At 74.7% G+C, this 26245-nt stretch carries 24 protein-coding genes; 6 read left to right on the top strand and 18 right to left on the bottom strand.

What is annotated here, in order from left to right; translation table 11 throughout:
* Positions 1-9 precede the first annotated feature (9 nt).
* Together ACFY32_RS30315 and ACFY32_RS30310 are read left to right on the top strand one after the other, a co-directional pair.
* Positions 10-432, top strand: coding sequence for a VOC family protein (locus ACFY32_RS30315; protein ID WP_390675964.1), 423 nt, complete (start codon positions 10-12; stop codon positions 430-432).
* 85 nt (positions 433-517) lie between these two features.
* Complete coding sequence (locus ACFY32_RS30310) at positions 518-1276, top strand: DUF4097 family beta strand repeat-containing protein (RefSeq protein ID WP_359201177.1); 759 nt, start codon at positions 518-520, stop codon at positions 1274-1276.
* A gap of 49 nt (positions 1277-1325) precedes the next feature.
* Here the strand turns inward: ACFY32_RS30310 and sigJ are convergent, their stop codons facing one another.
* Complete coding sequence (gene sigJ, locus ACFY32_RS30305) at positions 1326-2264, bottom strand: RNA polymerase sigma factor SigJ (RefSeq protein WP_359201175.1); 939 nt, start codon at positions 2262-2264, stop codon at positions 1326-1328.
* A 395-nt stretch (positions 2265-2659) separates the two neighbouring features.
* Here sigJ and ACFY32_RS30300 point away from each other — a divergent pair, with 395 nt between their 5' ends.
* On the top strand, positions 2660-3277 hold the full coding sequence (locus ACFY32_RS30300; protein WP_359201173.1) for a helix-turn-helix domain-containing protein: 618 nt from the start codon (positions 2660-2662) through the stop codon (positions 3275-3277).
* On the opposite strand, the gene ACFY32_RS30295 is transcribed toward ACFY32_RS30300, so the two are convergent.
* Positions 3259-4281, bottom strand: coding sequence for an SMP-30/gluconolactonase/LRE family protein (locus ACFY32_RS30295; RefSeq protein ID WP_359201171.1), 1023 nt, complete (start codon positions 4279-4281; stop codon positions 3259-3261). The genes ACFY32_RS30300 and ACFY32_RS30295 overlap by 19 nt on opposite strands.
* 176 nt (positions 4282-4457) lie before the next feature.
* Here ACFY32_RS30295 and ACFY32_RS30290 point away from each other — a divergent pair, with 176 nt between their 5' ends.
* Positions 4458-6266 (top strand): NAD(P)/FAD-dependent oxidoreductase, encoded by a 1809-nt coding sequence (locus ACFY32_RS30290; RefSeq protein ID WP_359201169.1) that lies wholly within the window; start codon positions 4458-4460, stop codon positions 6264-6266.
* 119 nt (positions 6267-6385) lie between these two features.
* Here ACFY32_RS30290 and ACFY32_RS30285 read toward each other — a convergent pair whose 3' ends face one another.
* Positions 6386-7678, bottom strand: coding sequence for a LuxR C-terminal-related transcriptional regulator (locus ACFY32_RS30285; protein ID WP_390675963.1), 1293 nt, complete (start codon positions 7676-7678; stop codon positions 6386-6388).
* 222 nt (positions 7679-7900) lie between these two features.
* Between ACFY32_RS30285 and ACFY32_RS30280 the strand changes: the two genes are divergently transcribed.
* A complete protein-coding gene (locus tag ACFY32_RS30280; protein WP_359201256.1) occupies positions 7901-8818 on the top strand; it encodes an NADP-dependent oxidoreductase in 918 nt (305 codons plus the stop codon).
* Positions 8819-8833: 15 nt separating this feature from the next.
* On the opposite strand, the gene ACFY32_RS30275 is transcribed toward ACFY32_RS30280, so the two are convergent.
* The 13 genes from ACFY32_RS30275 to ACFY32_RS30215 all read right to left on the bottom strand — a co-directional run bounded on the left by ACFY32_RS30275 (position 8834) and on the right by ACFY32_RS30215 (position 22716).
* A complete protein-coding gene (locus ACFY32_RS30275) occupies positions 8834-10069 on the bottom strand; it encodes a cytochrome P450 (RefSeq protein WP_390675962.1) in 1236 nt (411 codons plus the stop codon).
* Positions 10070-10219: 150 nt separating this feature from the next.
* Positions 10220-11515 carry a 3-phosphoshikimate 1-carboxyvinyltransferase gene (aroA, locus tag ACFY32_RS30270; protein ID WP_359201163.1) on the bottom strand — a complete coding sequence of 432 codons (1296 nt, stop codon included), beginning with the start codon at positions 11513-11515 and terminating at the stop codon, positions 10220-10222.
* A gap of 50 nt (positions 11516-11565) precedes the next feature.
* Complete coding sequence (locus tag ACFY32_RS30265; RefSeq protein ID WP_359201161.1) at positions 11566-12318, bottom strand: SDR family oxidoreductase; 753 nt, start codon at positions 12316-12318, stop codon at positions 11566-11568.
* Positions 12306-13961: an aromatic amino acid lyase gene (locus ACFY32_RS30260; RefSeq protein ID WP_390675961.1), complete on the bottom strand. Its 1656-nt coding sequence runs from the start codon at positions 13959-13961 to the stop codon at positions 12306-12308. Before ACFY32_RS30260 ends, ACFY32_RS30265 begins: the two co-directional genes overlap by 13 nt.
* Positions 13958-15034, bottom strand: coding sequence for an SMP-30/gluconolactonase/LRE family protein (locus ACFY32_RS30255; RefSeq protein ID WP_390675960.1), 1077 nt, complete (start codon positions 15032-15034; stop codon positions 13958-13960). The genes ACFY32_RS30260 and ACFY32_RS30255 overlap by 4 nt, the downstream gene beginning before the upstream one ends.
* Positions 15031-16236 (bottom strand): 3-deoxy-7-phosphoheptulonate synthase, encoded by a 1206-nt coding sequence (locus ACFY32_RS30250; RefSeq protein WP_390675959.1) that lies wholly within the window; start codon positions 16234-16236, stop codon positions 15031-15033. Before ACFY32_RS30250 ends, ACFY32_RS30255 begins: the two co-directional genes overlap by 4 nt.
* Positions 16237-16313: 77 nt before the next feature.
* Entirely contained in the window at positions 16314-17375 is a 1062-nt protein-coding gene (locus ACFY32_RS30245; protein WP_390675958.1) for an acyl-CoA synthetase, read from the bottom strand.
* Entirely contained in the window at positions 17368-17688 is a 321-nt protein-coding gene (locus tag ACFY32_RS30240) for a phosphopantetheine-binding protein (protein WP_359201151.1), read from the bottom strand. The genes ACFY32_RS30245 and ACFY32_RS30240 overlap by 8 nt, the downstream gene beginning before the upstream one ends.
* On the bottom strand, positions 17685-18119 hold the full coding sequence (locus ACFY32_RS30235; protein WP_390675957.1) for a hypothetical protein: 435 nt from the start codon (positions 18117-18119) through the stop codon (positions 17685-17687). The genes ACFY32_RS30240 and ACFY32_RS30235 overlap by 4 nt, the downstream gene beginning before the upstream one ends.
* 13 nt (positions 18120-18132) lie before the next feature.
* Positions 18133-19914 (bottom strand): prenyltransferase/squalene oxidase repeat-containing protein, encoded by a 1782-nt coding sequence (locus ACFY32_RS30230; RefSeq protein ID WP_390675956.1) that lies wholly within the window; start codon positions 19912-19914, stop codon positions 18133-18135.
* Positions 19914-21092, bottom strand: a complete 1179-nt coding sequence (locus tag ACFY32_RS30225) for a phenylacetate--CoA ligase family protein (RefSeq protein ID WP_359201145.1) — start codon at positions 21090-21092, stop codon at positions 19914-19916. The genes ACFY32_RS30230 and ACFY32_RS30225 overlap by 1 nt, the downstream gene beginning before the upstream one ends.
* 400 nt (positions 21093-21492) lie before the next feature.
* Complete coding sequence (locus tag ACFY32_RS30220; protein WP_359201143.1) at positions 21493-21975, bottom strand: DUF6644 family protein; 483 nt, start codon at positions 21973-21975, stop codon at positions 21493-21495.
* 3 nt (positions 21976-21978) lie between these two features.
* Positions 21979-22716 carry a DUF6152 family protein gene (locus ACFY32_RS30215; protein WP_390675955.1) on the bottom strand — a complete coding sequence of 246 codons (738 nt, stop codon included), beginning with the start codon at positions 22714-22716 and terminating at the stop codon, positions 21979-21981.
* Positions 22717-22793: 77 nt separating this feature from the next.
* Here ACFY32_RS30215 and ACFY32_RS30210 point away from each other — a divergent pair, with 77 nt between their 5' ends.
* On the top strand, positions 22794-23708 hold the full coding sequence (locus ACFY32_RS30210; RefSeq protein WP_359201139.1) for a LysR family transcriptional regulator: 915 nt from the start codon (positions 22794-22796) through the stop codon (positions 23706-23708).
* A 30-nt stretch (positions 23709-23738) separates the two neighbouring features.
* Here ACFY32_RS30210 and ACFY32_RS30205 read toward each other — a convergent pair whose 3' ends face one another.
* Both ACFY32_RS30205 and ACFY32_RS30200 read right to left on the bottom strand, forming a co-directional pair.
* On the bottom strand, positions 23739-24635 hold the full coding sequence (locus tag ACFY32_RS30205; RefSeq protein WP_390675954.1) for a LysR family transcriptional regulator: 897 nt from the start codon (positions 24633-24635) through the stop codon (positions 23739-23741).
* Between the two features lie 51 nt (positions 24636-24686).
* Complete coding sequence (locus tag ACFY32_RS30200; protein WP_390675953.1) at positions 24687-26198, bottom strand: MFS transporter; 1512 nt, start codon at positions 26196-26198, stop codon at positions 24687-24689.
* Between the last annotated feature and the right edge of the window lie 47 nt (positions 26199-26245).

Here is a 26245-nt window from a genome sequence, read left to right as displayed (position 1 = left end):
GGAACAGCCATGTCTGTCACGACCACCACCCATCTGAACTTCCGGGGCAGCGCCCGCGAGGCACTGGACTTCTACCGGGGCGTCTTCGGCGGCCGCCTCACCGCCGTCACCTACAAGGACACCGGCAGCGTGGCGGACGCGAGCGAGGCGGACTGGCTGATGTGGGGCGAGGTGGTCGCGGACAACGGCTTCCGCGTCATGGCCTACGACGTGCCCTCGACGCTGCCCCACGACCGGGGCGAGAACCCGTTCTTCGTCTCCGTGCGCGGTGACGACACCGACGAGATCCGTGCCCTGTGGGCGGCTCTCGCCGAGGGTTCGACGGTCGTCCGGGAACTGACGGCCGCGCAGTGGTCGCCGCTGTACGGCATGCTCACCGACCGCTTCGGCGTGACCTGGGTGCTGGACGTGGCCGCCCCGTACCACGGCTGACCCTCCCGCGGCCCCGCGGCCCCGCTCCGGCCGCGGTGCCGCCCGCCCGGTCATGACGGCGCCCGTGCGGGGCACCCGCACGGGCATGACGTCGAAGTGCCTGCTGCGCCTGACCGTTGCCCTGGCCGTGCTCCCGGCCGCCGTGTCGTGCGGGGGCGGAGGCGGGGGAGGCGCCGGCTCCGGCGGGGCGGTGGCGCACCCGGTCTCCATGACCTCGGGAACGGCCCTGGTCATCACCACCGACAACGGGCTGCGGCTGCGCCCCGCCGACGGCCGTGACATCACGGTGGACGACCGGGCCGACCCCCGCTGGTCCCACGACGACGGCACCTGGACCCTGGACCTGTCCTGCGCCGACCGGGACCGCGACGACGACCCGTGCCCCCGTACGCCCACGGTGGGCGTCCCCGACGGGGTGCGGGTCACCGCGACCGCCCGCGACGCCGGTATCGACGTGGCGGGGGTCGCCGCCGCACTGGACCTGACCACCGTCAACGGCGATGTGACGGTGGCCCGTTCCGGCCTGGACGACGCCGCCGTACGGCTGGTCACCCGCAACGGCTCGGTACGGACGGCCGCCCTCGACGCGGGCCGGCTGACCGCCCGGACCACCAACGGCGACGTGATCCTGGGCTGCGCCACCGCCCCGTCGGCCGTCACCGGGACGACCGCCAACGGCTCGGTCGACGTGACCGTCCCCCACGACAGCCCCGCCTACCGGGTCACCGCCCGCACCGACAACGGCCGTACCGGCGTCGGCCTTCCGGTGCGGAACACCGCCGGTCACGGTCCCGTCATGACGCTGACCACCGTCAACGGTGACGTCGGGGCACGCCGGGACTGAACCGGCGGCCGGGTCCGTCCACCACGGCACCGTCCGCCGCCTGCCGGCCTCAACTCGTCGAGGGCCAGGCCCTGAGCTTGTCGGGATTGAGCACGGCCCAGATCCGCTCGATCCGGTCGCCCGTGACATCGAAGGCCAGCACGGCGACCGTGGCGCCGTCGAGCCGGGCGACCAGGCCGGGCCCGCCGTTGACGGTGGACTCCAGGATCGTCACGCCCGGTAGCGCGAGGGCCCGTCCGGTGAGGAACCGCGCGATCTCCTCTGCGCCCCGGACCGGGCGGGGTGCCGCCCGCGCGACCCCGCCGCCGTCACCGGTCGCGACGGCGTCGGGCGCCAGCAGGCCGATCAGGGCGTCGATGTCCTTGGCCTCCCAGGCCCGTTTGAACGCCCGTACCAGCTCCGCGCGTCGGCCGACCGGGGCCGGCACGGGCCGGGCCGCGCGCAGGCGGCGGCGGGCGGAGACGGCCAGTTGGCGGCAGGCCCCGGGCGTCCGGCCGACGATCTCGGCCACCTCGGCGAAGGTGTAGCGGAAGACGTCGTGCAGGACGAACGCCACCCGCTCGGCCGGGGTCATGGACTCCAGGACGACGAGGAACGCCATGTCCACCGACTCGTCGAGGGTGACCCGGTCGGCCGGGTCGTCCGCCGTGCCGCCCCACCGCCCGCTGATCCACTCCGTGCCGTCGGGCACCGGCTCCGGAATCCACTCGCCGACGTAACGCTCGCGGCGGGCGCGGGCCGAGCCGAGCAGGTCGAGGCAGATCCGGCTGGCGACGGTCGTCAGCCAGCCGCCGGGGGAGGCGATGCCGTCCCGCTGCTCCGGGGGCATGGCGTACCAGCGGGCGTACGTCTCCTGTACGACGTCCTCGGCCTCGGCCAGCGAGCCGAGGAACCGGTAGGCGAGGTTGATCAGATGGTGCCGCTCGCCGGTGATCGCGCTCAGGCCCGGATCGGACCGGCCGTCTCCCGGCCCGGACGGGGTGGTCATGGTGTCGGACAGCTCCCTCGGTCGCGTGTGCTCTCATCCCTTCGACGGAGCGGCGCCCCGAAGTGTGAGGCCGGCCGGTCGCGCCGCGCATCCCGCCCTGCCGTTCGCCGTGACCCCTGAACCCGGAATACCAGCCTGCCGCTTCCCGCCCGGGAGCGGGCGACCATGACGACCACGGCCCAGCCCGGCGAAGTCACTTCGACGGTCACCGGCGGGCACATCGTCCACCGCGGCACCTGACCCGCCCCGCCGGCCGCCCTGTCCGCCCCCGCTCGCCGGGGAGTCGAGCAACCCGCGCGAACGGGGACATGGCCCCGGCGGCCCGACCGCCCGCCGGGCCGGCCGCGGACCACTCGCCCGCGGCCGGTGGGGACGCGGCCGGATATCCTCCCGGGATGACGCAGCACCCCCTGTCCGAGGAGCGGCGGCCCGCCAGCGGCGGTCCCCGGGCCGCCGCCCGCAACCGGGCCGCGCTGATCGCCGCCGCCCGGGAGATCTACGCGGAACACGGGCTGGACGCGCCGCTGTCCGCGATCGCCCGCCGGGCCGGCGTCGGCCAGGGCGTGCTGTACCGGCACTTCCCCGACCGGTCCGCCGTGGCGCTGGCCGTCCTGGAGGAGAACGTCCGGCGGATCGAGCAGGCGGCGGCATCGGACGGCGCCGACCTCGCCGGGGTGCTCGGCGTACTGACCTGGCACCAGACGGAGTCGGCCGCGTTCGTCAGTGTCCTGCTCGCCGACGGGGCGGCCCGGCGCGAGGGCGCCCCCGCCTACGCCGTGGCCCTGTCCCGGCGGGTGGAACGCGCCCTGCGCGGGCACCTGCCCGACGGCCACCCGCTCGCCGGGGAGCCCGAGGACCTGATGATCGCCGTCGGCATGGTCTCCGGTGCCGTCACCGGCCCCACCCGCGAGGAGCGGGAGCGCCGGGCGCGGGCGGCCTGGCGGCTGCTCGGCGTCGAGGTGGGCCCGGTGCGGCCCGGCCGCCCGCCGGTGGATCAGCCGCCGTTGGACTGACGGATGCCCTCCGCCAGCGCGTCGAAGCGGTAGAGATAGCCGCCGGCGGGCCCGCTGACCGTCAGGTAGGCCGCTGTCCCGCCGGGCGTGATCGCCACATTGGTCGCCGACTCCAGTCCGTCGGCGGCGCGGCCCGGCACCTCGACGGTGGCCAGCCGCTCGCCGTTCCGGCTGAACACGGCCATCGCGGGCCGCCCGTGCAGCCCCTGGTACAGGTTGCCGTCCGCGTCCACCGCGATCGAGTCGGTCTGCGCTATCCCGCCGTCGACCCGGATGGCGGTGTGCCGCGAGGACACGCGGCCCTCGCCGTCCAGCCGGAGGTAGGAGATGCGGTTGCGCGTCAACTCGCTGAACCACAGCCCCCGGTACCGCGCGTCGAAGGAGATGCCGTTCGGCGCCGCCAGCCCGTCCGCCAGCACGGTGGCGTCCTCGCCGTCGCGGCCGATGCGCACCACGCGGCCCGTCGGCTCGCCCTCGGACAGCCCGCGCGAGTCACTGACGTAGAGGTTCCCGTCCCGGTCGAAGGCGAGGTCGTCCGGGTTCATCGGCGCGCCGTCGACCTCCCCGGAGAAGAAGGTCCGCGGATCGCCGCCGTCCGGGGCCAGGCTCACGATCTCGCCGTGGGCGAAGTCGGTCAGGTAGATCCGTCCGTCGTACGGGCTGAACTGCGCCGAGGTGTACGCGCCCCGCCCGTCGGTGTGGACCGGGCGAGAGGTCTTCTTCCGGACATCGACGCGCAGCACCTTCGGCGCGCCCGCGGGCGCGGTGACGTCGACGACGAGCAGGCTGCCGTCCGCGTCGAACACCGGCCCCTCCAGCAGCGTCATCCCGGTCTGTTCGTGGACGGACGTCAGCCGCATGACCTGCTGCGCGCGGATGGTCCGGTCCGCTCCGGTGGCGCCCGGGGCCGCCGGGGCCCCGGCCCGCTGCGCACCGCATCCGGTGAGGACCAGCACACCGAGGGCGGCGAGCCCGGCGAGCGGCCGGGTCGAAAGTCGTCGCATGCGCATCACTCTTCCTGTGTCCGAAAGTATGCGGAAGCAATCCGCACCCCAACCGGACAACGCTGTCCGGTGCTTGTTACGGTAGTGCACGGCTGCTCAAGTCCCGTGGTGTTCCGCACAGTTCACGGACGAGGTGGCCTTCTGGCAGCGAACCGGAAGGAACGAGGTCCCCCCACATGGCACCTTCGCGGACGGTCACCCCCGAGGAACTGGCCCGGCTCAGGGAGCGCTACCGCGCCGAACGGGAGCGGCGCGTGCGCCCCGACGGCGTCCGCCAGTACCTGGGCGCCGACGCCGAATTCGGCTACTACGCGGCCGACCCGTACGCGCGGGAGACGGCCGGGCGGGAGCCGGTGCGGGACCGGGTGGACGTCGCGGTCGTCGGCGGCGGCTTCGGCGGCGTCCTCGCGGGGGCGCGGTTGCGCCGGCAGGGCATCGGACGGGTCCGGATCGTGGAGCGGGGCGGCGACTTCGGCGGCACCTGGTACTGGAACCGGTACCCCGGCATCCACTGCGACGTCGAGTCCCACGTGTATCTGCCGATGCTCGACGAGACCGGCTACGTACCGGAGTGGAAGTACGCGCCCGGGGAGGAGATCCGCCGGCACGCGGTGCGCATCGCCGAGAAGTCCGACCTCTACGCCGACGCCCTGTTCTCCACCTCGGTCACCGCGCTGACCTGGGACGAGACCGCCGAGGCGTGGATCGTCGGCACCGACCGGGGGGACCGGTTCCGGGCCACGTACGTCATCACGGCCACCGGCACCCTGTCCGAGCTGAAACTGCCCGGCATCCCCGGCATCGAGACGTTCCGCGGCCACACCTTCCACACCTCACGCTGGGACTACGGCTACACCGGCGGTACCCCGGACGGCGGGCTGACCGGCCTCGCGGACAAGCGGGTGGGCGTGGTCGGCACCGGCGCCACCGGCGTCCAGGTCGTCCCGAAGCTGGCCGAGGACGCCGGGCACCTCTACGTCTTCCAGCGCACGCCCTCCAGCGTCGACGTGCGCGCCAACCGCCGCACCACCGCCCGGGACGTCGGCGCCGACCGGCCCGGCTGGGCGAGCGGACGCCGGGACAACTTCCTGCGCCTCACCTCCGGCGAACCCGTCGCACAGGACCTCGTCGACGACCAGTGGACCCGCTCGGCCGTCCTGCTGGAGAAACTCCTGCCGAGCTTTCGCCGCCGGGGCGACCGCGCGGCCTTCGAGGCGGCCTACGAGGCGGCCGACGCCGCCAAGATGAACGAGATCCGCGCCCGCGTCGAACGGATCGTCACCGACCCGGAGACCGCCGAGAGGCTCAAGCCCTGGTACCGGTACGCGTGCAAGCGCCCGACCTTCTCCGACCAGTACCTCCAGGCGTTCAACCGGGACAACGTCACCCTGGTCGACACCGCCGACACGCACGGCATCGAGCGGATGACCGAACGCGGTGTCGTGGTCGGCGGCACCGAGTACGCCCTCGACTGCCTGATCTTCGCCACCGGCTTCTCCGTCGGCGTCTCCGGCGTCCACTCCGGCAGGCTCCCCGTGCGCGGCCGGGGCGGGGTCCTCCTCCAGGACGCCTGGCGCGAACGGGGCCCCCGCACCCTGCACGGCTTCACCAGCAACGGCTTCCCCAACCTCCTCCAGATGGGCGGCACGCAGAGCGCCGCCAGCGTCAACTACACCCACGTGCTGGACGAGCACGCCGTGCACGCCGCCGCCCTCGTCGCGGCCGCCGAGGCCCAGGGCGCCCTGATCGAGCCGTCCACCGAGGCCGAGGACGCCTGGATCGCCGTCCTGGCGCGGGACGCCCCCGAACACGCCTGGTTCCACGCCGAATGCACCCCCGGCTACTACAACGCCGAGGGCCGCGGCCGGCCCGACGCCCCGATCTCCTACCCGCACGGCGCCCCCGCCTTCCACGCCCTGCTGAAGCGCTGGCGCGAGCGGTCCATGACCGACGTCCTGCGCCCCCGTACCGCCACCCGGTCCTAGCCTGTCGTGTGGATCAGCCCGCAGACGCGGGGCCTGGCACGCACCAGGTCCCGCTCGCCGGCATGACGAGGCGCGGCAGATTCCCTGCGGCCCGATCCGAACGACAGGCCCCGGAGGGCTCAGGCCGCCGCGTGGAAGCGGGCCGCCGCCTCGCCCCGGGTCGCCACGCCGAGCTTGGCCAGGATGTTGGCCACGTGGAACTTCACCGTCGACTCGCTGATGTGCAGCTCCCGCGCGATGGTGCGGTTGCGGTGGCCGCGCGCCAGATGCGCCAGCACCTCCACCTCCCGCTCGCCCAGCGGGCCCAGCGGGTCCGGCCGCGCGACCCGCGGCGGCGCCAGCGGGATCGACGCGGTGACGGTCGTCCCCCAGCCCGGGACCGCGTCGACGTCGAGGCGGCCGCCCAGCACGTCGAGGCGCTCCCCGACCCGGCGGGCCGCCAGGGCGGCGGCCGTCAGGTCGCCGGGGCCGTCGTCGCGCACCCTCGCCCGCAGCTCGGCGGCGCTCACCTGCCAGCTCACGTGCACCCGGTGGACCGGGTCCTGCTCCAGGACCGCGAGGACGGTGGCGCGGACCACGGCACGCGCGGCGTGCGCCACCCCGGCGGCCAGCGCCCGCTCGCGCCGGGCCGGCTCCGGCGGCGCCAGTTCCAGGCGTACCGGACCGTGCCCGAGGAGCGGCCGCAAGGTGGCGGCGAGCCGCTCGAACGCCTCCCCGGCCGGTTCCTCCGCCGCCGCGCTGTCCCGGGCCGCCGCCGCACGCTGCTCGGCCAGGGCCGTCACCGCGAGGTCGATCGCCCGGCCGCGGGCCGCCGCGTCGTCCAGGTCCCGGGCCCGCAGCACCGACAGCAGCCCCGTCAGCGCGGCGGTGTGGGCGTCGCCCAACTCGGCGATCACCCGGGCCCGCTCGCCCGCCATGGCCCGCGACCGGGCCAGCGGACCCGGCGTGGCCTCGGCGGAGAGCCGCTCCCGGTGCGCGGTCACCAGGTCCCACAGCGCCTGTACGGTCCCGGCCGCCTCCTCGGGCAGCGGGGCCGCGTCGTCCCGTACCAGCACCAGGAGCGCCTTGCGCGGGGTCACGTCGCTCATCACCGCCAGCACCGGACGCCCTGCGCCGCCGACGGCGGCCGTGCCCTGCCAGGGCCGGCCGGCGGGGACGGAGGCGAACAGCGGAGCCAGCTCGGCGCTGGTGATCCGCGCGGCCAGGTCCTCCCGGCCGGCCGTCCGGAACGGCGAGAACGCGCAGTTGGTGGCCAGCTCGGCCACGGCCGGATGCGGTACGACGGCGTCCAGGACGGCGGAGAGCCGGCTCAGGATGCCGCCCAGCGGGGCCCGCAGCACCTCGCTCACGAGCAGCAGCGCGGGAACCGCACCGACGAGGGGCGAGGCGGGGGAGCGGTCTGCGACGGCCATGCCCCGAGCCTACGGCGGACGGGTAGGGGCCCGCCCCGCCGTTCGGCCGGTCCCGCCCCGCCGTTCGGCCGGGCGGAACCGGCCGAACGGACGGGCCGCCCGGCCCGGCCGCGGACCGACCCTGGACTCCGGCCCCCGCCGGCACCCGCCGGGCTCGGGGCACGGAGCACGCACCAAGAACGCGCGGAGAACGCGCGGGGAGCAGGGAGCACGATCATGTCCATGCTGGCGATCGTCTACGAGCGGTTCGGCGGCCCGGAGGTCCTCGGACTCGGTGAGGTCGCGCAGCCGCGCGCCGGGGCCGGGGAGGTCCGGGTGCGGATCGCCGCCGCCGCGGTCAACCCGATCGACTGGAGAATCCGCAGCGGCTCGATGCGGGAACGGTTCCCGACCGTCCTGCCGGCCACGCCGGGCAACGAGTTCGCGGGCGTCGTCGACCAGGTGGGGGAGGGCGTCACCGGTGTCCGGCCCGGCGACGAGGTGTTCGGCTGGACCCGGACCGGCGCCTACGCGCAGTACGCCATCGCCCGCGACTACGCCGCCAAGCCCGCGGAACTGGGCTGGGCGCAGGCGGCCGCGCTGCCCGTCGCCGGGGGAACGTCCGAGAGGGTCCTCGCCCAACTGGGCCTGCGCGCGGGGGAGACGCTGCTGCTGCACGGGGCCGCCGGGGCGGTCGGCTCCGCGGCGGTGCAGTTGGCCGTGGCCCTCGGCGCCACCGTCGTGGGCACCGCCTCCCCGGCCAACCACGACTACCTGCGCTCCCTCGGCGCGGTCCCGGTCGCCTACGGGGACGGACTGGTCGAACGGGTACGCGAGGCGGCGCCCCAGGGCATCGACGCGGTGTTCGACGCGGCGGGACGCGGCGGGCTGCCGGAGTCCATCGCCCTGCGCGGCGGTACGCCGGACCGCGTGATCACCATCGCCGACCCGGACGCGCCCCGCCGCCACGGGGTGCGGATGTCGGCCGGCGGCACCCCGTCGGACCGGGCGCGCGCCCACCTGGCCCGGCACGCCCGCCTCGCCGCGCAGGGACGCCTGCGCATGCCGGTGACGACGTACCCGCTCGCGGAGGCCGCGAAGGCGCAGGCACTCAGCGAGGAGGGCCATGTGCGGGGCAAGCTGGTGCTGCTGACGCCCTGACGGCGGCGGGAGGGGTCAGCGGGCCTCCGGTCCCAGATGGACCGGCAGCGACACATGACCGTTGCTGATCAGTGTGGGCAGGGGCCGCAACTCCTCGGCCGGCACGGCGAGCCGGATGGCGGGGAAGCGCTCGAACAGCATGCGCAGGGCGGTGGCGACCTCCAGCCGGGCCAGCGGGGCACCGAGGCAGAAGTGCACCCCGTGGCCGAAGGCGAGGTGCTCCTTGGAGACGCGGGTGAGGTCGAAGCGGTCGGCGCTCTCACCGTGCCAGTCGGGGTGCCGGTTGGCGGCGGCGTAGGACGCGAGGATCGCCTCGCCCTTGGCGATCGTCCGCCCGTCGGGCAGCGGGATGTCCGCCAGTGCGTAGCGCAGCGGCAGGTGCTTCACCGACGGTTCGTGCCGCAGGGTCTCCTCGACGACGTCGCCCCAGCCCGCGCGGCCCGCGCGCAGGTGGCCGAGCTGCTCGGGGTCGGTCAGCAGGGCGGTGACCGCCTGGTCGATGACGTTGACGGTGGTCTCGTAACCGGCGCTGATCATCAGCAGCAGGGTGTCGCGCAGTTCGCCGTCCGTGAAGCCGCCGCCGTCGCCCTCGTCGTCGCGGGCGGCGATCAGCAGGGACGTCATGTCCTCGCCGGGATCAGCGCGTCTGGCCGCGATCAGATGGTCCAGGGCCTCGTACAGGGCGGCGGTGTTCGCCGCGCTCTCCTCGGCGGTGAGGGTGGTGGAGAAGACCCGGTCGACGATGGCCCGGAAGCCCTCGCGGCGGCTCTCGGGCACGCCCATGAGCCGGCCGATCACCGCGATGGGCAGCGGATAGGCGAGGTGTTCGCGCAGGTCGACCGCCTCCCCGGACGGCCGGGCGGCGAGCCCGTCCAGCAGCTCGGTGACCATGGCCTCCACCACCGGTGCCATGGCGCCGACGCGGCGGGAGCCGAAGGCCGGCGCGACCATCCTGCGCAGCCTGCGGTGGTCGTCGCCGTACGCGGTGAACATGCTGTCCACCGCGATCCACAGGGCCAGCGGCCAGGTGGAGACGGTGGCGGCGAAGTCGGGCCAGTGGGCCCGCGCGTCCTTGGACACCCGCGGACTGGTCAGGAGCTGTTTGAGCAGCCGGGGGTCGGACACGGACCAGGCGGTGACCCCGAGGAGGTCCACCCGGGTGGCCGGCCCGCGGGCGCGCAGTGCCTGGTGTTCGGCATGGTGGTCGGAGCCGGCGGGGTCGAGGACGAGGATCGGCTGCTGCTCGGGCACGGGAACTCCTTCAGCGGTCACGGGACGTGTCCGGGTCGAGCGCGGGGGCCTGACGGGGTTCAGCTTCCCCGTTCGCCGGGGCACGGGGGAAGACGCCGACGCCCCGACGCTCCGCGAACCGGCCACCTCACCGGCCCCGCCGACGCCCGCTCACCGCCCCGCCGGCACCGGGTGGTCCGGGAACAGCCGGTGCAGTTCGGCGTGGAACCCGGGGAAGGTCTTGCTCACGCACCCGGGATCGTCCAGTTCCAGCGGGACACCGGAGCCGAGCGCCAGCACCGAGAAGGACATCGCGATCCGGTGGTCCCGCCGGCAGGCGATCCGGGCCGGGACCGGTGTGCCGGGATGCACGGTGAGCCGGTCGCCGCCCTCCTGCACCCGGATGCCGCAGGCCCGCAGGTTCGCCGCGACCGCCGCGACGCGGTCCGACTCCTTCAGCCGGGCGTGCCCGATGCCGTGCACGGTCACCGGGGCGTCGGCGAGCGGGACGATCGCGGCGAGGGTCATGAAGGTGTCGGAGACGTCCCCCATGTCCACGTCGAAGCCGCCGCGCAGCGCACCGGACCCGGTCACGGTGGTGGCCTTGGCGCCGACCGTCACCCGGGCCCCGCAGCGCTCCAGGACGCGGACGAAACCGAGGTCGCCCTGCGCACTGCCCGCCCCGAGCCCCGGCACGGTCACCGTCCGCCCGGTGACCGCTGCGGCGGCGAAGACGTACGAGGCCGTGGACGCGTCCGGTTCGACGGTCACGTCGGCCGCCCGGTAGCCGCCCGGCAGCACCCGTACGGTGCCGGTGGCCTCGTCCGTCTCGCAGCGGGCGCCGAAGTGCCGCATCAGGGTCAGCGTCATGTCCAGGTAGGGGCGGCTCACCGGCGAACGGACGTCGAGCGTCAGGCCGCGCCGGGTCAGCGGGGCCGCCATCAGCAGTCCGGAGACGTACTGGCTGCTCATCGACGCGTCCACGGTGAGGGGGCCGCCGTCCAGTCCCGCCGCCTCCAGGCGCAGCGGCAGGCGTCCCCCTTCGTGGGTCCGCACCCGGGCGCCGAGGCGGGTCAGCGCGCCGGCCAGCGGGGCCTGGGGGCGGGCCCGCAGTTGCTCCGACCCGTCGAAGACGAACGTCCCCCGGCCCGTCGCCGCGAACGGCGGCAGGAACCGGGCGGCGGTCCCGGCGTCCGCGCACCACACCCGCGCCGACCCGACCGGGCCGCGGCCCGTCCCGGTCACCTCCCAGCAGTCGTCCGCGTCGTCGGCGGCCACCCGCGCGCCCAGCTCCGTCAGGGCGGTACGGAAGGCCAGCGTGTCGTCGCTCGCCAGCGGGGACCGCAGCCTGCTGGTGCCGGGCGCGGCGGCGGCCAGCAGCAGCGCCCGGTTGGTCAGGCTCTTGGAGCCGGGGATGCGGGCGACGAGTTCCGTGCCGGGCACGGGCCGGGGCCCTGCCGTGTCCATGAATGGCGCTCCTGTCCGTCATGCCGTGCCGGATCATCGGGGGAGTGTCGTCAGACACCGTGCTGCGAACCGCCGTTGACCTGGAGGATCTGCGAGGTGATGTAGGCGCCTTCCGGCGCGCAGAGGAAGTGGGCGAGCCCGGCCACGTCGTCGGGGGTACCGGCCCGCCCCAGCGCCGTCTGCCGGACCAGCAGCGCCTCGCGGGCCGCCGTCATCCGGTCGCCGAAGAACTCGGTGTCCGCCACATAGCCGGGCGCGATGGCGTTCACCCGGACACCGCGCGGCCCGAGCCGGGCGGCCAGGTGATGGGTGTACGCGTGCAGGGCGGCCTTCGCGGCCCCGTAGGCGCCGGTGCCCGCCGAGCCTCGGTAGGCGGCGATCGAGCTGAACAGCACGACGCTCGCCCCGTCGGCCAGCAGCGGCGCCAGGGCCTCCACGGTGAGGACCGCGGTCAGCACATTGCCGGCGTACGTGTCCTGCCACTCGGCGGCGACGGTCTTCAGCCCGCCCTCACCGGCCGCCGGGGCCGCCGACCCCGCGCAGCACAGGACCGCGTCCACGGGCCGGCCGAGCGCCTCGGCCCGCTCCCGCAGGCGCAGCGGACCGGCCTCGTCGGACAGGTCCGCCTCGACGCAGCGCACCTCGGGACCGGCCGGCGCGGCCCGCAGTTCCCCGGCCGTGGCCCGCAGCTTCTCGGGCCGGCGGCCGACCAGCAGCACGGTGTCGCCGTGCTCGGCGAAACGCCTCGCGGTCGCCCTGCCGATCCCCGAGCCCGCGCCCGTGACGACGATCAGTCTTGGCATGGCATCCCCTTTCCGCGGCCACGGCCGCAGTCCTCTCGTCGGTCGGTGTCGGCGGGCAGGCCCGCCGCGCGGGTGACGGCGCCGGACCTGATGAGGCCGAGCACCCTCCCGATCGCGCCGTCCAGGCGCCGGTCGCGGTCCGTGAACGGCACCACCGCGCGGACCGCCCGGTGCACGGCGCGGGTGCGCGGCGCCGCCCCTCGCGGCCCGCGCAGGTCCAGTGCCTGGCAGGCGGCCAGCAGGTGGATCGCCGCGACCTCCTCGGCCAGCTCCACCACCGAGCGGGCCTGACGGGCGGCGACGGGCGCCAGGCTGACCTTGTCCTGGTTGTGCGCCTCGGTGGACCGGGAGTGGACGCTCGCCGGTGAACTCCCGCTCAGCGCCTCGGCGGTGAGGGCCGACGCGGCGATCTGCATGCCCTTGAAGCCGTGGTGCAGGCCCGCCTCCCACGCGTCCTCGTCGAACCGGGGGATCAGGTTCGGGGTCAGCCCGTTGTTGAACTTCTCGTCGACCAGCAGCGCCAGTTGCCGGTCCAGCAGGTCGGCGACGTTGGACACGGCGGTCTTCAGCGCGTCCATGCCCTGTGCCACGTGGCCGGCGTAGAAGTTGCCGCCGCTGTGCACCGTCGCGCCCGCCGCGTCGAACAGGGGGTTGTCCGTCGAGGCGTTGACCTCCGTCACCAGCCAGTCCTCGACCCAGTCCAGGGTGTCCCGCAGCACCCCGACGACGTGCGGCGCGCAGCGCAGGGAGTACCGGTCCTGGATGCTGCGGCGCAGCACCGCGTACCCCCGGCCGCCCAAGGAGCCCGCCGCGTCGACGATCTGGCGGTGCGGCCGGGACAGTTCCGACCCCTCCAGCAGGGCGTCCACGCGGCGGGCGCTGGTCCGCTGGCCCGGGTGCGGCCGCTGGTCGTGGAGGAACGCCGCGTAGTGCCCCCGGTTGCCCAGCAGGGCCTCCGAGGCCAGGGCGGTGCAGATGTCGGCCAGCGCGGCGAGCCGGCGGGCGTCGCGCGCCGCGAGGACGGCGTAGGCGGCGCTGAAGGAGGTGCCGTTGATGAGCGCCAGGCCGTCCTTGGCCTCCAGGTCGACGGCCGTCAGGCCCAGGCCGCGGAAGACGTCACCGGTGGGGCGCACCACTCCCCGGTGGCGGACCTCTCCCTCGCCGATGAGCGCCGCGGCGACGTAGCAGAGCGGGACCAGGTCCCCGCTGGCGCCCACCGAGCCGCGTTCCGGGACGACGGGCAGGACGTCGTGCCGCAGCAGCTCCAGCAGTCCCCCCGCGATCCGGGGCCGTACCCCGGAGTGCCCTCGGGCCAGGCAGTTGGCCCGGATCAGGAGGGTGGCCCGCACCACCTCGTCGGGGGCGGGCGGGCCCGTCCCGTTGAGGTGGTACAGGATCATGTTCCGTTGCAGGGCGGCGGCCTTGTCCGCGGAGATCTGCCGGTGGGCGCTGTCCCCGAAGCCGGTGGTGACGCCGTAGACCGGGTCGCCGGCGGCGATGAGCCGGAGCTTCAGCTCGCGGGAGGCGTTCATCGCCGCCGTCGCCTCGGCCGTGCACTCGACCTGGGCGCCGCCCGTGTCCCGGGCCACCGCGTGGATGTCGTCGAGGGTGAGCGACCTGCCGTCGATCTTCACCACGGTCACGTCGCCGGTCCCGTGCCGTCCGGGCCCAGCAGCGACAGCCCGCGTACGCCGGGCAGGGTCAGGCGGACGACGACGGCGGGACCCGGGTCGCTCAGCGAGGTGCCCAGGTGTCCGGTGACGTAAAGCTGGTCCAGGTCGGGGCCGCCGAAGACGAGGTTGGTGACGCAGGGGCAGCGGGAGTCCAGCGAGCCGAGGTCGCGTCCCCGCGCGTCGTGCACCCGTATCAGACCGGTGCCGAAGTGCGCGACGTACAGCCGGCCGTCCGCGTCGAAGGCCAGGCCGTCCGGCTGGGCCTCGCCCTCGGTCCAGGTGTTGGGCTGGGAGGGCAGCGAGGCGAAGAACCGCCGCTCGCCCAGAGTGCCGTCGCGGCGCACGGGGAACCGCATCACCCGGTTGCGGCCCCCCTCGGAGACCATCAGGAACCGCCGGTCCGGGGTGAGCGCGAGGCCGTTGGGGAACCGGAGGACCCCCTCGTCCACCACGGTCCGCAACCGACCGCCGGGATGGTCGAGGCGGTACACGCGGCCGGGCTCCGCCGTGGCGAAGCGGCCGGGGTCGGACACGTAACAGGCGCCGGTGCGCGGGTCCACCGTGACGTCGTTGGGGGCGCGCAGCGGGCGGCCCCGGTCGTCCTCGGTGAGGGTGCGCAGGACGTTGCCGTCGGCGTCGAGCCACAGGACGGCGGCGGGCGGGCCCATCTGGGCCACCAGGTGGGTGCCGTCCGGCAGCACCTTGTGCCCGTTGGGGGCCCCGGTCAGCCCCCGCGACCAGGGCTCGGCCGATCCGTCGGGGCGGATGGAGAGGATCTCGGTGCCCAGGGTGTCCGACATGAACAGCCGGCCGGAGTGGTCGAAGACGATGCCCTCGCAGCCGATCGGGCCCATGCGGGCGATCTCGGTGACCCGGGGCACGGGCAGGGCGGGCCCGCTCCCGCCGCCTCGCGGGGCCGCCGCCGCGGGTGGCGCGAGGGACACCGAACCGGCGGCGACCGCCATTCCGGCGCCGAGGAGACGGCGGCGCCCCAGCCCCCGGTCCGGTGCCCCGGCCGGCCGCTCGTGGGGCCGGCGGGTCACGCGGCACCCCCCACGGCCAGCGACGCGGCGAGCCGGACGACTTCCTCGGCCTGGGCCGGGTTGAGCCGGGGGTCGCACCCGGACTCGTACCGGGGCAGCGGCGTGCCGACGGCGAGATCCGCGGCCCGCGCCACGCATTCGGTGACGTCGTCCGGCGCCGACTCCAGGTGCAGTCCGCCCGCGTGCAGGCCGTGCGCGCGCATCACGGAGAAGAACGTCTCGACCTCCGCGAGGATCTCGGTGAGCACCCGGGACTTCTGGCCGGCCGCGGTGACCCTGGTGTTGCCGTGCATGGGGTCGGTCATCCAGATCGCCTCGGCGGCCCGGGGGCCGAGTCCGCCGAGCAGCGCGGGCAGGGCGGTGCCGATCCGCTCGGCGCCCATCCGCACGATCAGGGTGAGCCGGCCCGGCTCGTTGCCGGGGTTGAGCCGGTCCAGCAGGGCGGTCACCTCGGCCGGGGACGCGTCGGGCCCCACCTTGACGCCGACCGGGTTGCTCACGGTGGCGGCCAGGTCGACATGGGCGTGGTCCGGCTGCCGGGTCCGCTCGCCGATCCACAGGAACGGCGCGGAGGAGGCGTACCGGCCGCCCCGGGTGTCGTCGCGCAGCAGGGCGTGCTCGTACTCCAGCAGCAGCGCCTCGTGGCTGGTGTACGTGGGGGCGAGGACGGCCGTGACGCTGCCGGAGTCCGGCGGGGCGGTCCGCAGTTCGGCGAGGGCCTGCCGGGCCAGTTCGTAGGCGGTCAGCAGCCGGTGGGGGTCCGGCTGCCGGGCCGACGCGGTCGCCTCGGCCCCGTTGACCGCGTCGCCCCGGTAGACGGGGACCCGGGTGCCGTCCGGCAGCGGCTCCCAGGGCTGGGAGCGGGGCTTGGCGTACTGGCCCGCGAGGCGGCCGACCCGGACCACGGGGATCTTGGTGAGCGACTCGAAGAGGTCACCGAGGGCGTGCAGTGCCGTCGCCTTGGCCCGGACGCGCTCCGGCGTGCTGTCCGAGAAGAGTTCGGCGCAGTCTCCCGACTGGATGACGAAGGCCGTGCCGCGCGCCACGAAGGCGAGTTCCTCGCGCAGCGCGGCGGTCGTCTCCTCGCTCACGAGAGCGGGCCGCCCGGCCAGCTCGCCGAGAACGCGGTCCAGGTCGTTCCAGCGGGTCCAGTCGGGCTGCTGGGCAGCGCGCGACTGGATGAGCAGACGAGTGTGGGACATGACTCCTCAACTTGGGTCTCCGGCGGGTGTGGTCGCGGCGACGGGACCACGGGGGGAAGGTGTGCTCGCCGTGGTGCCTAGGCGGTCCTGCCGAATGCGGTGGGGCGCAGCTCGGGGACGCGTACCTTGCCGAGCGCCGAGCGGGGGATACGGTCGACCGGGTGCACGGCCCGCGGACCGGGCACGCCGGGCAGCAGCCGGGCCAGCGCCCGGCGGACAAGCGGGGGTTCGACGGCCGGGGCGCCGGGCCCGCCGGGAGCGCAGTACAGCTCGTAGTGCTCGCCCCGCACCCCGTCGGCCACCGGGACACAGGCCACGTCCAGGCCGGGAAGGGCACCGGCCAGCGCGGCCTCCACCTCGTCCAGCCAGACCCGCACGCCGTTGGCCTTCACCAGCCGGGACGCGCGGCCCAGGTGGTCGAACTCGCGCGGGCCGCGGCGGCGGACGAGGTCCGTGGTCCGCCAGGACACGGGGGGTTCGGACATGTCGTGCCGCCGCCCGATGCGCGGGCTGATGACGTGCAGGAGCCGCGGCGTGCCCGCCGCCGCCCGGGTGCCCGGCTCCGGAACCAGGGCGACGTCGGGCAGCAGCCGCCAGGGGCCGTCGTCCGTGCCGGCCGGTGCGACGGGGCGGTGCGCGACGGCCCCGGTCTCCGTGGCCCCCAGCAGGGTCTGGGCCGTGAACCCGGTGCCGTGCAGGGCGCGTACGACGTCCTTGGCCGCCTCGGGCACGGCGGCCGTGCTGTGCAGGGCGACCACGCGGGGCAGCGCGCCGAGCGCGGGCAGCAGGCGGCGCAGCAGCGGCCACGCCGAGGGCAGGCACACCAGGAGCGTGCGCGCTCCCGGCCGCAGCGGCGGAACGTCGGTCACCGGGTGCCGCCACGCCTGGTGCACGTCGATGCCGCGCGCCCGGGGCAGCACCTCGCCGAAGAGGCTGCCGAAGAGATGCCGGGTCGGCGCGAAGTTGATCACATGGTCGACCTCGCCGACCAGCAGATCGGCCACCAGGCCGGCCTCGTAGGTCAGTTGGTCCGTGCTGTGCCACCACGACACGGGGGCGCCGGTGTGACCGGAGGTGGCGAACTCGACCTCGGTGCGGGTCGCGGACCGGGGGCGGTCCGTCGGGGCTGCCTCAGGCATCGGGAAGCGCTCCCAGGGCCGCGCGGTCCTCCAGCTTCTCCCGCACGAACGCGGTGATGCGGGAGAGCGTGGCGAAGATGTGGCGTACGTCGTCGGCGACGAAGTCGACCTCGATGCCGAACCGGGTCTCCACGGTGGTGACGCACTCCATGGCGGCGAGGCTGTCGTAGCGCTCGCCCAGCGCCTCGGCGAGGTCGGCGTCGGCGTCGGCGTCCCGCACCGCCTCGCCGAGCGGCTCGGCCAGCGCGGTCCGCAGTCGGCTGAGGATCTCTGCGTTGTCCGGGATCACGGGGGACGTGGGGGGAGTGCTCATGCCGCGGGCTCCTTGATCGGTTCGGGGGCGCCGCCCAGGCGGTCGGCGCGGCACAGCTCGCCGTCGACGGCCACGTACACGTCGCCGCGGGCCGCGGGCTGCATGTCGAGGTGGAAGAAGGCGGTACCGGGTCCGACCTTCAGGGCGGCGCCGATCTCGGCGGCCAGCGCGTCGCGGAAGGCGGCGTCGCGGTCCGCGCCGATCTGGCAGACGACACCGGCGTGGTGCAGGGACCCGTCCCCGCCCGCGGACGGCAGGGCCTCCACCGGCAGGGCGCCGGTGTAGAGGCTGCCGGGCGGCTCGGTGACGAACCGGACCACCACGTGCGAGGGCACGACACCGCGGGCGGTCAGCCAGCGGGTGAGCCGGACCGCGACGGCGCGGCGGGCGGGCGCGGGCAGTTCGGGCGAGGTGATGGTGATGGTGGGCATGGGGTCACCGGCCTCAGGAGATGGTCAGGGCGGGCAGCGCGGCGTGGTCGTCGGCGACCCGGCGCCGCAGCAGGTCGCCGACGCACTCGGCGAGCAGGTCGCGGCCGTCGGCGGGGGCCAGGGGCGTCCAGGCCGTGCCGCCCTCCTGGGTCACCCGGTCGCAGAACCGGCGGACGTGCTCGCGGTCGACGCCGATGCCGTGCCGGCTCGCGGTGAGCACCGCCTCGTACGTACTGAGCAGGTCGGGGACCCGGTTGCCGGTGTTGGCGTAGCCGCCGCCCGGCACCCGGTGGCGTTCGAGGGCTGCCGCGACCGCCACCGGGTCGGCGTCGCCGAGCAGGTGCCGGGCGCGCAGTGCCTGGAGGGTGGGGCGCAGGGCGGGCTCGCCGGCCGGGACGTTGCCGGCCCGCCACCGCGCGCCGGGCGCCCGGCAGGACTCCAGGAACCGCAGGAGTGCCGCGGGCTCCAGCGGGCTGCCGTGGCGGTCGCCGAGGAGCCGGCCGATCTCGGCCGCGGCCACCGTAGAGACCACGTCGGAGCCGCGGCCCTCCCAGTACCCGAAGCCTCCGTCGGGGTTCTGCAGGCCCCGCAGCCAGGGGACGATCCGCTCGGCCAGGTGCTCGGCGCCGTGCAGCGCGCCGGCCTCCAGCGCCCAGAGGGTGCAGCGCACCTCACTGCCCCGGGCGGGCATGTACATCACACCGCCCTCGTTGGGCAGCAGGCAGGTGCGCAGCCAGCGGCGGCGGGTCTCGACGCCGGGGCCGGCCGGGTCCGCGCCGCGCGCCAGGTCGGACAGCAGGGTCGCCGAGGTGGACAGGGCGTCGGCGGCGAGGGCCGGCTCGCGGTAGGTGTAACCGCCGTCGGCGCAGGCCAGTTGCCGCATCCTGGCCACCACCGGGTCCGCGTGCGCCCCGGTCGGCGCGCGCAGCGCGCGCAGTGAGCCGATGGCGCAGAAGGACGCCCACACGTCCTCGACCGGATAGCCCTCCCACCGGACGAACGCGCCGGTGCCGCCGCGCATCCGCTCGATCCAGGCCACGCACGCCCCGGGGTCGGCCGGGCCGGTGCCGAGCGCGTCCAGGGCGACCGTCGCCCGGTAGGTCGCCCACATGCAGGGCACCTCGGCGTCGGGGGAGAACCGGAAGCCGCCCCCCGGCGTCTGCTGGGCGCGCAGCCAGCCCACCAGCCGGTCGGTGTCCCAGGGCGCCGGGTGGCCGGCGGTGCGGGTGAGCGCGCGCCAGGCCAGCACCCCGTAGAAGCAGGCGCGGGCGTCGGCCTCGCCGCGTACCGCGTGCTCCGGGCTCCAGGCGAGGCCGCCGTCGGCGGTCTGCAGGCCCGAGAGCCACTTCAGCAGCCGCTCGCCGTCGATCGCGTCACCGTCGGCGCAGGTCTCCACGGCCGTGCGGGTGGAGAAGAAGGTGGCCCAGACGTCCGGGGCCTGTCCGGGCAGCATGGCGAAGGCGTCGCCCGACCAGGTGGTGCGCAGCCACCGCGTGGTCCGCTCGACCCCGCTGGGCGCGGCCCCGTCGACACCGAAGCGCCGCAGGTCGGCCAGTCCTTGGGTGCAGTAGTACGTGGCCCAGGCGTCGGACGCCATGCCGCGGCTCCAGGCGTAGCCGCCGTCGCCGTTGCGGCGGGAGGAGAGGTACCGCGCGGTCCGCTCGGCGTGCACGAACCCGTCGGGCCGGCCGAGCCAGGCGAGGGTGCGGACGGCGGCGTACGTGCACCACAGATCGGGCTGGCCGCTCGACGTGCCGGTGGCCGAGGAATCGATGGAAAGGTCTGCCGAGACCATCACGAAGCCTTTTCCACGACACGGATGTTGGTGCGTTTCCAGCTTTTCTGTGAACCGCCGCTCTTTGTTGTGGCGGGCAGTGTGTTGACGAAGGCGACGGTGTTCCAGGAAAGCCGGAGAGAATCCTGTGAGGCGGCCCGGACGGCTTCCGCCATTTCCTGTTCCCGATTCCGGTCGGAATCGCTGTCGCGTTCCAGCAGCAGACGCAGCGGTGTGCCTTCGGGGTCGATTTCCATGAGGTAGCCGGTGGCGCCGGTCACCCCGTAGACGATCTCCTCCAGGTCCCGGACGGTGACCTTGGCGCCACCGAGGTCCAGCGCGTCGCTGCTGCGTCCGTGCACGACGAGCGACGGCGCGGGGGAGCCGCAGGCGCAGCCCTCGGTGACGGTGACCTCGTCGCCGGTGTCCAGCCTCAGCAGGGGCCGGGCGTGCAGGTGGAGCGGGGTGACGACCAGGCGGCCGCGGGCGCCGGCGCGCAGGGGGACGACACCGTCGTCGGTGGCCAGCTCGAAGCAGTGGGCGGCCGGCAGCAGGTGGTGGCGGCCGCTGCGGCAGGAGGTGGCGAGCGTCCCGGTCTCGGTGCTGCCGTAGCTGGCGTCGTACACGGCGGCGCCCCACCAGGAGCCGAGCCGGACCCGGAAGGGCTCGGTGTTGACCTCGCCGAGGAGCATGATCCGGGCGACGCTCCCGCCGAGCGTGTCGAGGTCGCCCCGGCGCTTGAGCAGCCGGGTCAACTGCTGGGCGACGCCCGGCGCGACGAACAGCGTGGTGGGGCGCAGGGTCCGCCAGATGCCGGTCAGCCGGTCCCAGTCGCAGATGCCGGTGGCGAAGGGATAGGCCCGGGTGTGGACCAGGCCGAGGTATTCGCAGACCTGCGCGATGAGGTCGCCGACCGGGACGACGTCCGAGGGCAGCAGGCTGAGCACCCGGTCGTCGGGGGAGAGCAGGGGGCGCCATGCCTCGGCGACGGAGACCGCGTTGCGGATGACGTCCGTCGCCAGGCGCGGGGTGGGGGTGGCGCGCCCGGTGGTGCCCGTCGTCTCGTAGTACTTGTCGGCGGTGCCGGGGGTGACGGCGCAGAACTCCAGCGGGCGCTTCTTCAGCTCGTCCTTGGACGTCACCTCCAGGCGGCGGAAGGCCGCCATGGAGAAGGGGCCGAGCGGGCCGTAGGCGGGCACACCCGAGGCTCTCTCCCAGACGTGCCGCAGGCTTTCTTCGTAGAACGCTTCGGAAGGTACCCTGTCGAGATGTCTCGTGGCGTCAGCCCGAGCCTCGAGAAGCTCCTGGAGCCGGTCCTGGCTGTTGATTAACAAAGCTCCTCCGGTTTCCGTGTACATCCGGCCACTCGCCAGTCACGGTAGTCCGCGGGGAGTCAACACTTCAACAGGTAAAGAGACATTAATGGCGGGCTTTTATTTCGCCATGGCGGTGTAATCTCCGAAGGTGTCCAGCGGAATTAACAATACCGTCATTGAGAACTCGTAATTCTCAGATGGTGAGATAGGAGTGCGCTGTGCGCGGGCCCGCACACAGGTGAAGCCCTCCCCGGGCGGGGAGGGCTTCACCTGTCGCGGACTTCTAGGTGTAGGCGAGCAGGCGGCCGGCGGCGATCACTCCGCACCACGCGAGGATCGAGACGGTGGCCGCGACCCGCGCGCTCACCGGCGTCGGGACGTCGGTGTCCCAGGACCGCACACCGCGGTAGGCGCCCCGGTGGAAGACCGCGATGTTGATGCCCGCCACGATCAGCAGGCCGAGCTTCCAGGGCGCCGCGCCGCTGTTGCCGACGGCGACGGCGCCGGCGACGAACATCACCACCCCGGTCGTGGCGGCGAGCGCGAAACCGAAGCGGGACAGCGGCAGCAGATGCCGGGCGGCCGCGGTGACGGGCAGCATCTGCCGGCCGACGCCGAGCAGCCGCAGGTCGAAGGCGAGGGCGGGCCCGACCAGCAGCGCGAGACCGAGGATGTGCACGCTCTCCAGCGAGGAGTACACCATCGGCGTGGTGCGGACGGCCTCGCCCAGGCCGGACCGTTCGAGCCAGGAGAAGAAGTCGTCCACGGATCAGGCCCGGTTGCCGCGACGCACCACGTAGTACCCGCCGCCGGCGAACAGGAGCAGCACGGCACCGCCGGTCACCAGCCAGACGGTGGTGTCGGAGGAGTCGTCCCCCGATCCGGACCCGGAGGCCGAGGTGCGGGCCGCGTCGTCGCCGCCGGCCTCGGTGCCGGAGCCCGGGTCGGAGCCGGAACCGGTCGCGGACCCCTCCGGCTCCGCCCGGTCGCCGTCCCCGGCCGCCTCGGGCGCCACCGGCAGCGGCACGGACCGCTGGCGCACCGTCTGCCCGTCCTCCAGGACGATCAGCTCGGGGCGCAGCTCGTCGTCGTGCTCCCGGTCCAGGTACCCGACGACCTCCAGCTTCTCGCCCTCCTCCACCTCGCCCTCCATGCCCCAGGCCGAGAGCCGCTCGATGGGGGCGAGGAACAGGGTCAGCTCGTCGCTGGACCCGGAGTACGAGCGGGTCGCCTCCATGACCTGCCGCCCGCCGATGTCCTCCAGGTCGGAGGGGATCTCCCGGTCGGCCCAGTCGTCCGGCACCTGCGTCTCCTCGACGCTCAAGGTCACCTCGGGGTGCGGGTTGCCCCACCGCACGCCCGTCACGGTGCCGGAGACGTAGTAGGCCGCGGTCGTGTCGTAGTGCTCCCAGCCGTGGTGCGCGGCTGCCGGGGCGGCGGTGGACAGGGCGAGACCGAGTGCGGCGACGGTCGTGGCCAGAGCGGAAGCGGAGGATCGAAGTCGCATACGCAGCAGTCTCGTTGGCGGATGCGGACGTTATAGTGATTGTTCATCGGATTCATCGTCTGTGATTGCATGAGAGCATGAATCTCGAACAGATGCGCTACATCGTGGTGCTGGCGGAGGAGCTTCACTTCGGCCGCACCGCCCGCCGTCTGGGACTCCAGCAGCCGACTCTCAGCCAGCAGGTCAGGAAGCTGGAGGACGAGTTAGGTGTCTCACTGTTCGACCGGACCACCCGTGAGGTCAGCATCACGGCGGCGGGCGAGAGCTTCGTCGCGGAGGCCCGCCGCGCCCTGCACCACGTCGAGCGGGCGCAACTGACCGCCCGGCAGACCGGCCGGGGCGATGTGGGCGAGCTGTCCCTGGGCTTCGTCGGCTCGGCGGTGCCCGAGCTGATCCCCCGCGTCCTGCGCCGCTTCCGGCGCGTCTACCCGGGCGTCGAACTCCAGGTACGGGAGCTGCCCAGCGCCCGGCAGGTCGACGAACTGCTGGCCGGCCGCATCGACGTCGGCATCCTGCACGCCCTGCACGAGAAGGAGATCCCCGAGGGCCTGACCACCCAGGAGATCTACCGCGACCTCCTCGTCGCGGCCCTGCCCCGCCGGCACCCCCTGGCGTCCACCTCCCCCCTGCCCACGGCCAAGCTCGCCGGTGAGCCGTTCATCATGTTCCCCCGCCGCATGGGACCGGCCCTGCACGACCGGATCACCAGCCTGACCCGGGCCGCCGGCTTCGAGGTCCGGGTCTCGCAGGAAGCGGACCACATGCAGACCATCATCGGACTGGTCGCCGCCGAGGTGGGCGTCTCCGTCGTCCCGCGCACCATGGCGGCGCTGCGCCAGCCCGGCGTCGAGTTCCGTCCGCTCTCTCCCACCCCCGAGGCGCTGCCCATCCAGCTCGTGTGGCGGCGCGGTGAGACCAGCCCCGTGGTGCGCAACTTCCGTACGGTGCTCACCACCGACGCCCCCGCGCGCCGCACCCGCCCCGACAACTGAACCACCGGCCGCGACCCGGCACCCGCGGTCTCAATCGGGGGCGTCCAGCAGCGCCCGCGCGTGGTCGAGGAACCGGTGCAGCGTGGGCAGCGTGCTGTCGCTCCGCCAGGCCAGGCCGAGCGCGAGCGTGGGGACCGGCTCGGCGAACGGCCTGACGACCACGCCGGGCACCGACAGCCGGCCCGCCCGCCCCTCCCCGAGGACGGTGATCCCGTGCCCGTGGGCCACGGCGTGCAGCATGCGCTCCTCCTCGGGCTCCCACCGGGCGACCGGAGGGCGCTCGCCCGGACCGAAGACCTGGTCCAGGATGCGGTCCCACATCCCCGGCCCGTTCTCCCGGGGCCACCACACGAACGGCTCCCCGGCCAGCTCCCCCGCCGCCACCGCGCGCCGCGCGGCCAGCTTGTGCCCCGCGGGCAGGGCGACGACCAGCGCCTCCTGCGCCACCTCCCGGCAGACCAGCTCCCCGGCGTCCTCCAGGGGCGGCCGGACGAACGCCACGTCGATCGCGCCCGCGCTCAGCTCCCGTTCATGGGCGGCGGTGTGCCCGCTGGAGAGCCGCACCTCCACCTGCGGCGAGTCGGCCATGAAGCTCTCCACCAGCACATCGGTGATGCCGCCGGCGGCGGACCGCGCGATCCCGATCCGGAGCCGCCCGACCTCCCCGGTGCCGTACGTGCGGACGACCTCCTGGAGATTGCGGCACCTGCTCAGCACGTCCCGCGCCAGGGGGAGCAGCGCACGCCCCGCCTCGGTCAGCTCCACCCCGCGCCGGTCGCGGGCGAACAGCTCGGCGCACAGCAGCCGTTCGAGCGCCTTGATCTGCTGGCTCAGGCCCGGCTGCGCGATGCCCAGGCGCTGCGCCGCCCGGCCGAAGTGCAGCTCCTCCGCGACCGCGACGAAGTACTGAAGGTGCCGTAACTCCACGGTCCCGGATTCTATGGGGTACGTCTCCTCGGGCCCGAGGCGTCGGCCGGCTCACGGCCCGCCGCCCCGTGCCCCGGGCGCTCGCTCGGGTGGCGGCCCCTGGACCGGCGCGCCGTCCGGGCCGCCGGAGAACAGCCGGTGGACCAGGAGACCCGCCAGCGCGCACACCGCGAGCACCACCAGGGTGGTCGAGGCGGCGGCCCGCGCGTGGTCGGCCAGGGAATGCGTGCCGTCGCCGGGGTCGCCGCCGAGGACCGTACCGAAGACGGTTCCGATGACGGCGACCGAGCAGGCGTGCGCGAGCTGGGTGACCGTCAGCAGCACGGCGCTGGCCGCACCGCTGTCCGCGAGCGGCGCGCTGCCCAGCACCAGGGAGATCAAGGGCCCCGCCACCAGCCCCTGCCCCAGCCCCAGCATCCCCAACGCACCCGGAAGGACGGCCAGTTGAAGGGAGACCGAGGCCCAGCACACCATCGCGGCGAAGACCACCAGACCGGCGGCCATCAGCGAAATGCCGCCCAGCGCCGTCCGGCGCTCGACATGGGCCGGGACACGCCCCCCGACCGCGCTGGCCAGCGCGAACCCGGCGGACAGCGGGGAGAACAGCAGGCTGGTCACGAGCGGACTGCGCTCCAGACCGTCCTGGACGTAATAGGCGAGCAGCGCGAGGAAACCCTGGTTGCCGGCGTAGAAGGCCAGGACCGCGGCCAGCCCCCGGCCGAAACGGCGCCGCCGCAGCAGGTCCGGGGGGACGATGGGGGACAGCGACCGCGCCTGGAGCCGGCACTCCCGCGCCCAGAACACCGCCAGCAGGGTCCCGGTCACGACCAGCGCGCCCGCCGTCCGGACCGGGGGCAGCGCGAGCGAGCCGCCCAGCACCGACAGCAGCAGGAAGAGGGCGGCGCCGAGCAGCACCGCGCCCGGCACGTCGAGCCGGGTGCGCGGACCGTGGCTCTCGGGCACCCGGCGCCGGGCAGCGGCGACGATCAGCACCCCGACCGGGATGTTGACCAGGAACAGCGCCCGCCAGCCGAGGCCGAACGGGCTCCACGCCATCAGGGCACCGCCGCACACCGGCCCGGCGACCCAGGCCAGCCCGATGGTGGCCCCGTACAGCCCCACCGCCCGGCGCCGGACCACCGGCGGCAGCGAGGCACGGATGATCGCCAGCACCTGGGGCAGCATCAGAGCGGCGGTCAGACCCTGCACCACCCGGGCCACGATGAGCAGCGCCGGCGTCGCCGCGAGCGCGCAGACGGCCGAGGCGAGCGTGAAGCCCGCGGCGCCCCACAGGAACACCCGTCTGCGGCCGAGGACGTCACCCAGCCTGCCCCCGGTCATCAGGGCGACCGCGTACGCCGTCGTGTACCCGACGACCACCATCTGGGTCTGGGCGAAGGACGCTCCGAGCGCGCTCTGCAGCGTGGGAGCCGCCAGCAGCATCATGCTGGAGTCGAAGCCGCCGATGAACGTGGCGGTCAGCAGGGCCGCGAGGGCCGTGCCGTGGCCCGTTCCCGTACCGTCCGCGGCTCCGCCGGACGCCGTTCGCCGAAGAGTTCGCATGCACTGATTGATCCACGGGTCTTCTCCTCCCGTCCAAGTCCGCTTGC

It is taken from the genome of Streptomyces sp. NPDC000134, from assembly GCF_042899225.1.
Classification (GTDB): domain Bacteria; phylum Actinomycetota; class Actinomycetes; order Streptomycetales; family Streptomycetaceae; genus Streptomyces.
The sequence above is the reverse complement of the archived record's forward strand: the minus strand, read 5'-3'. Positions and strand labels throughout refer to the sequence as shown.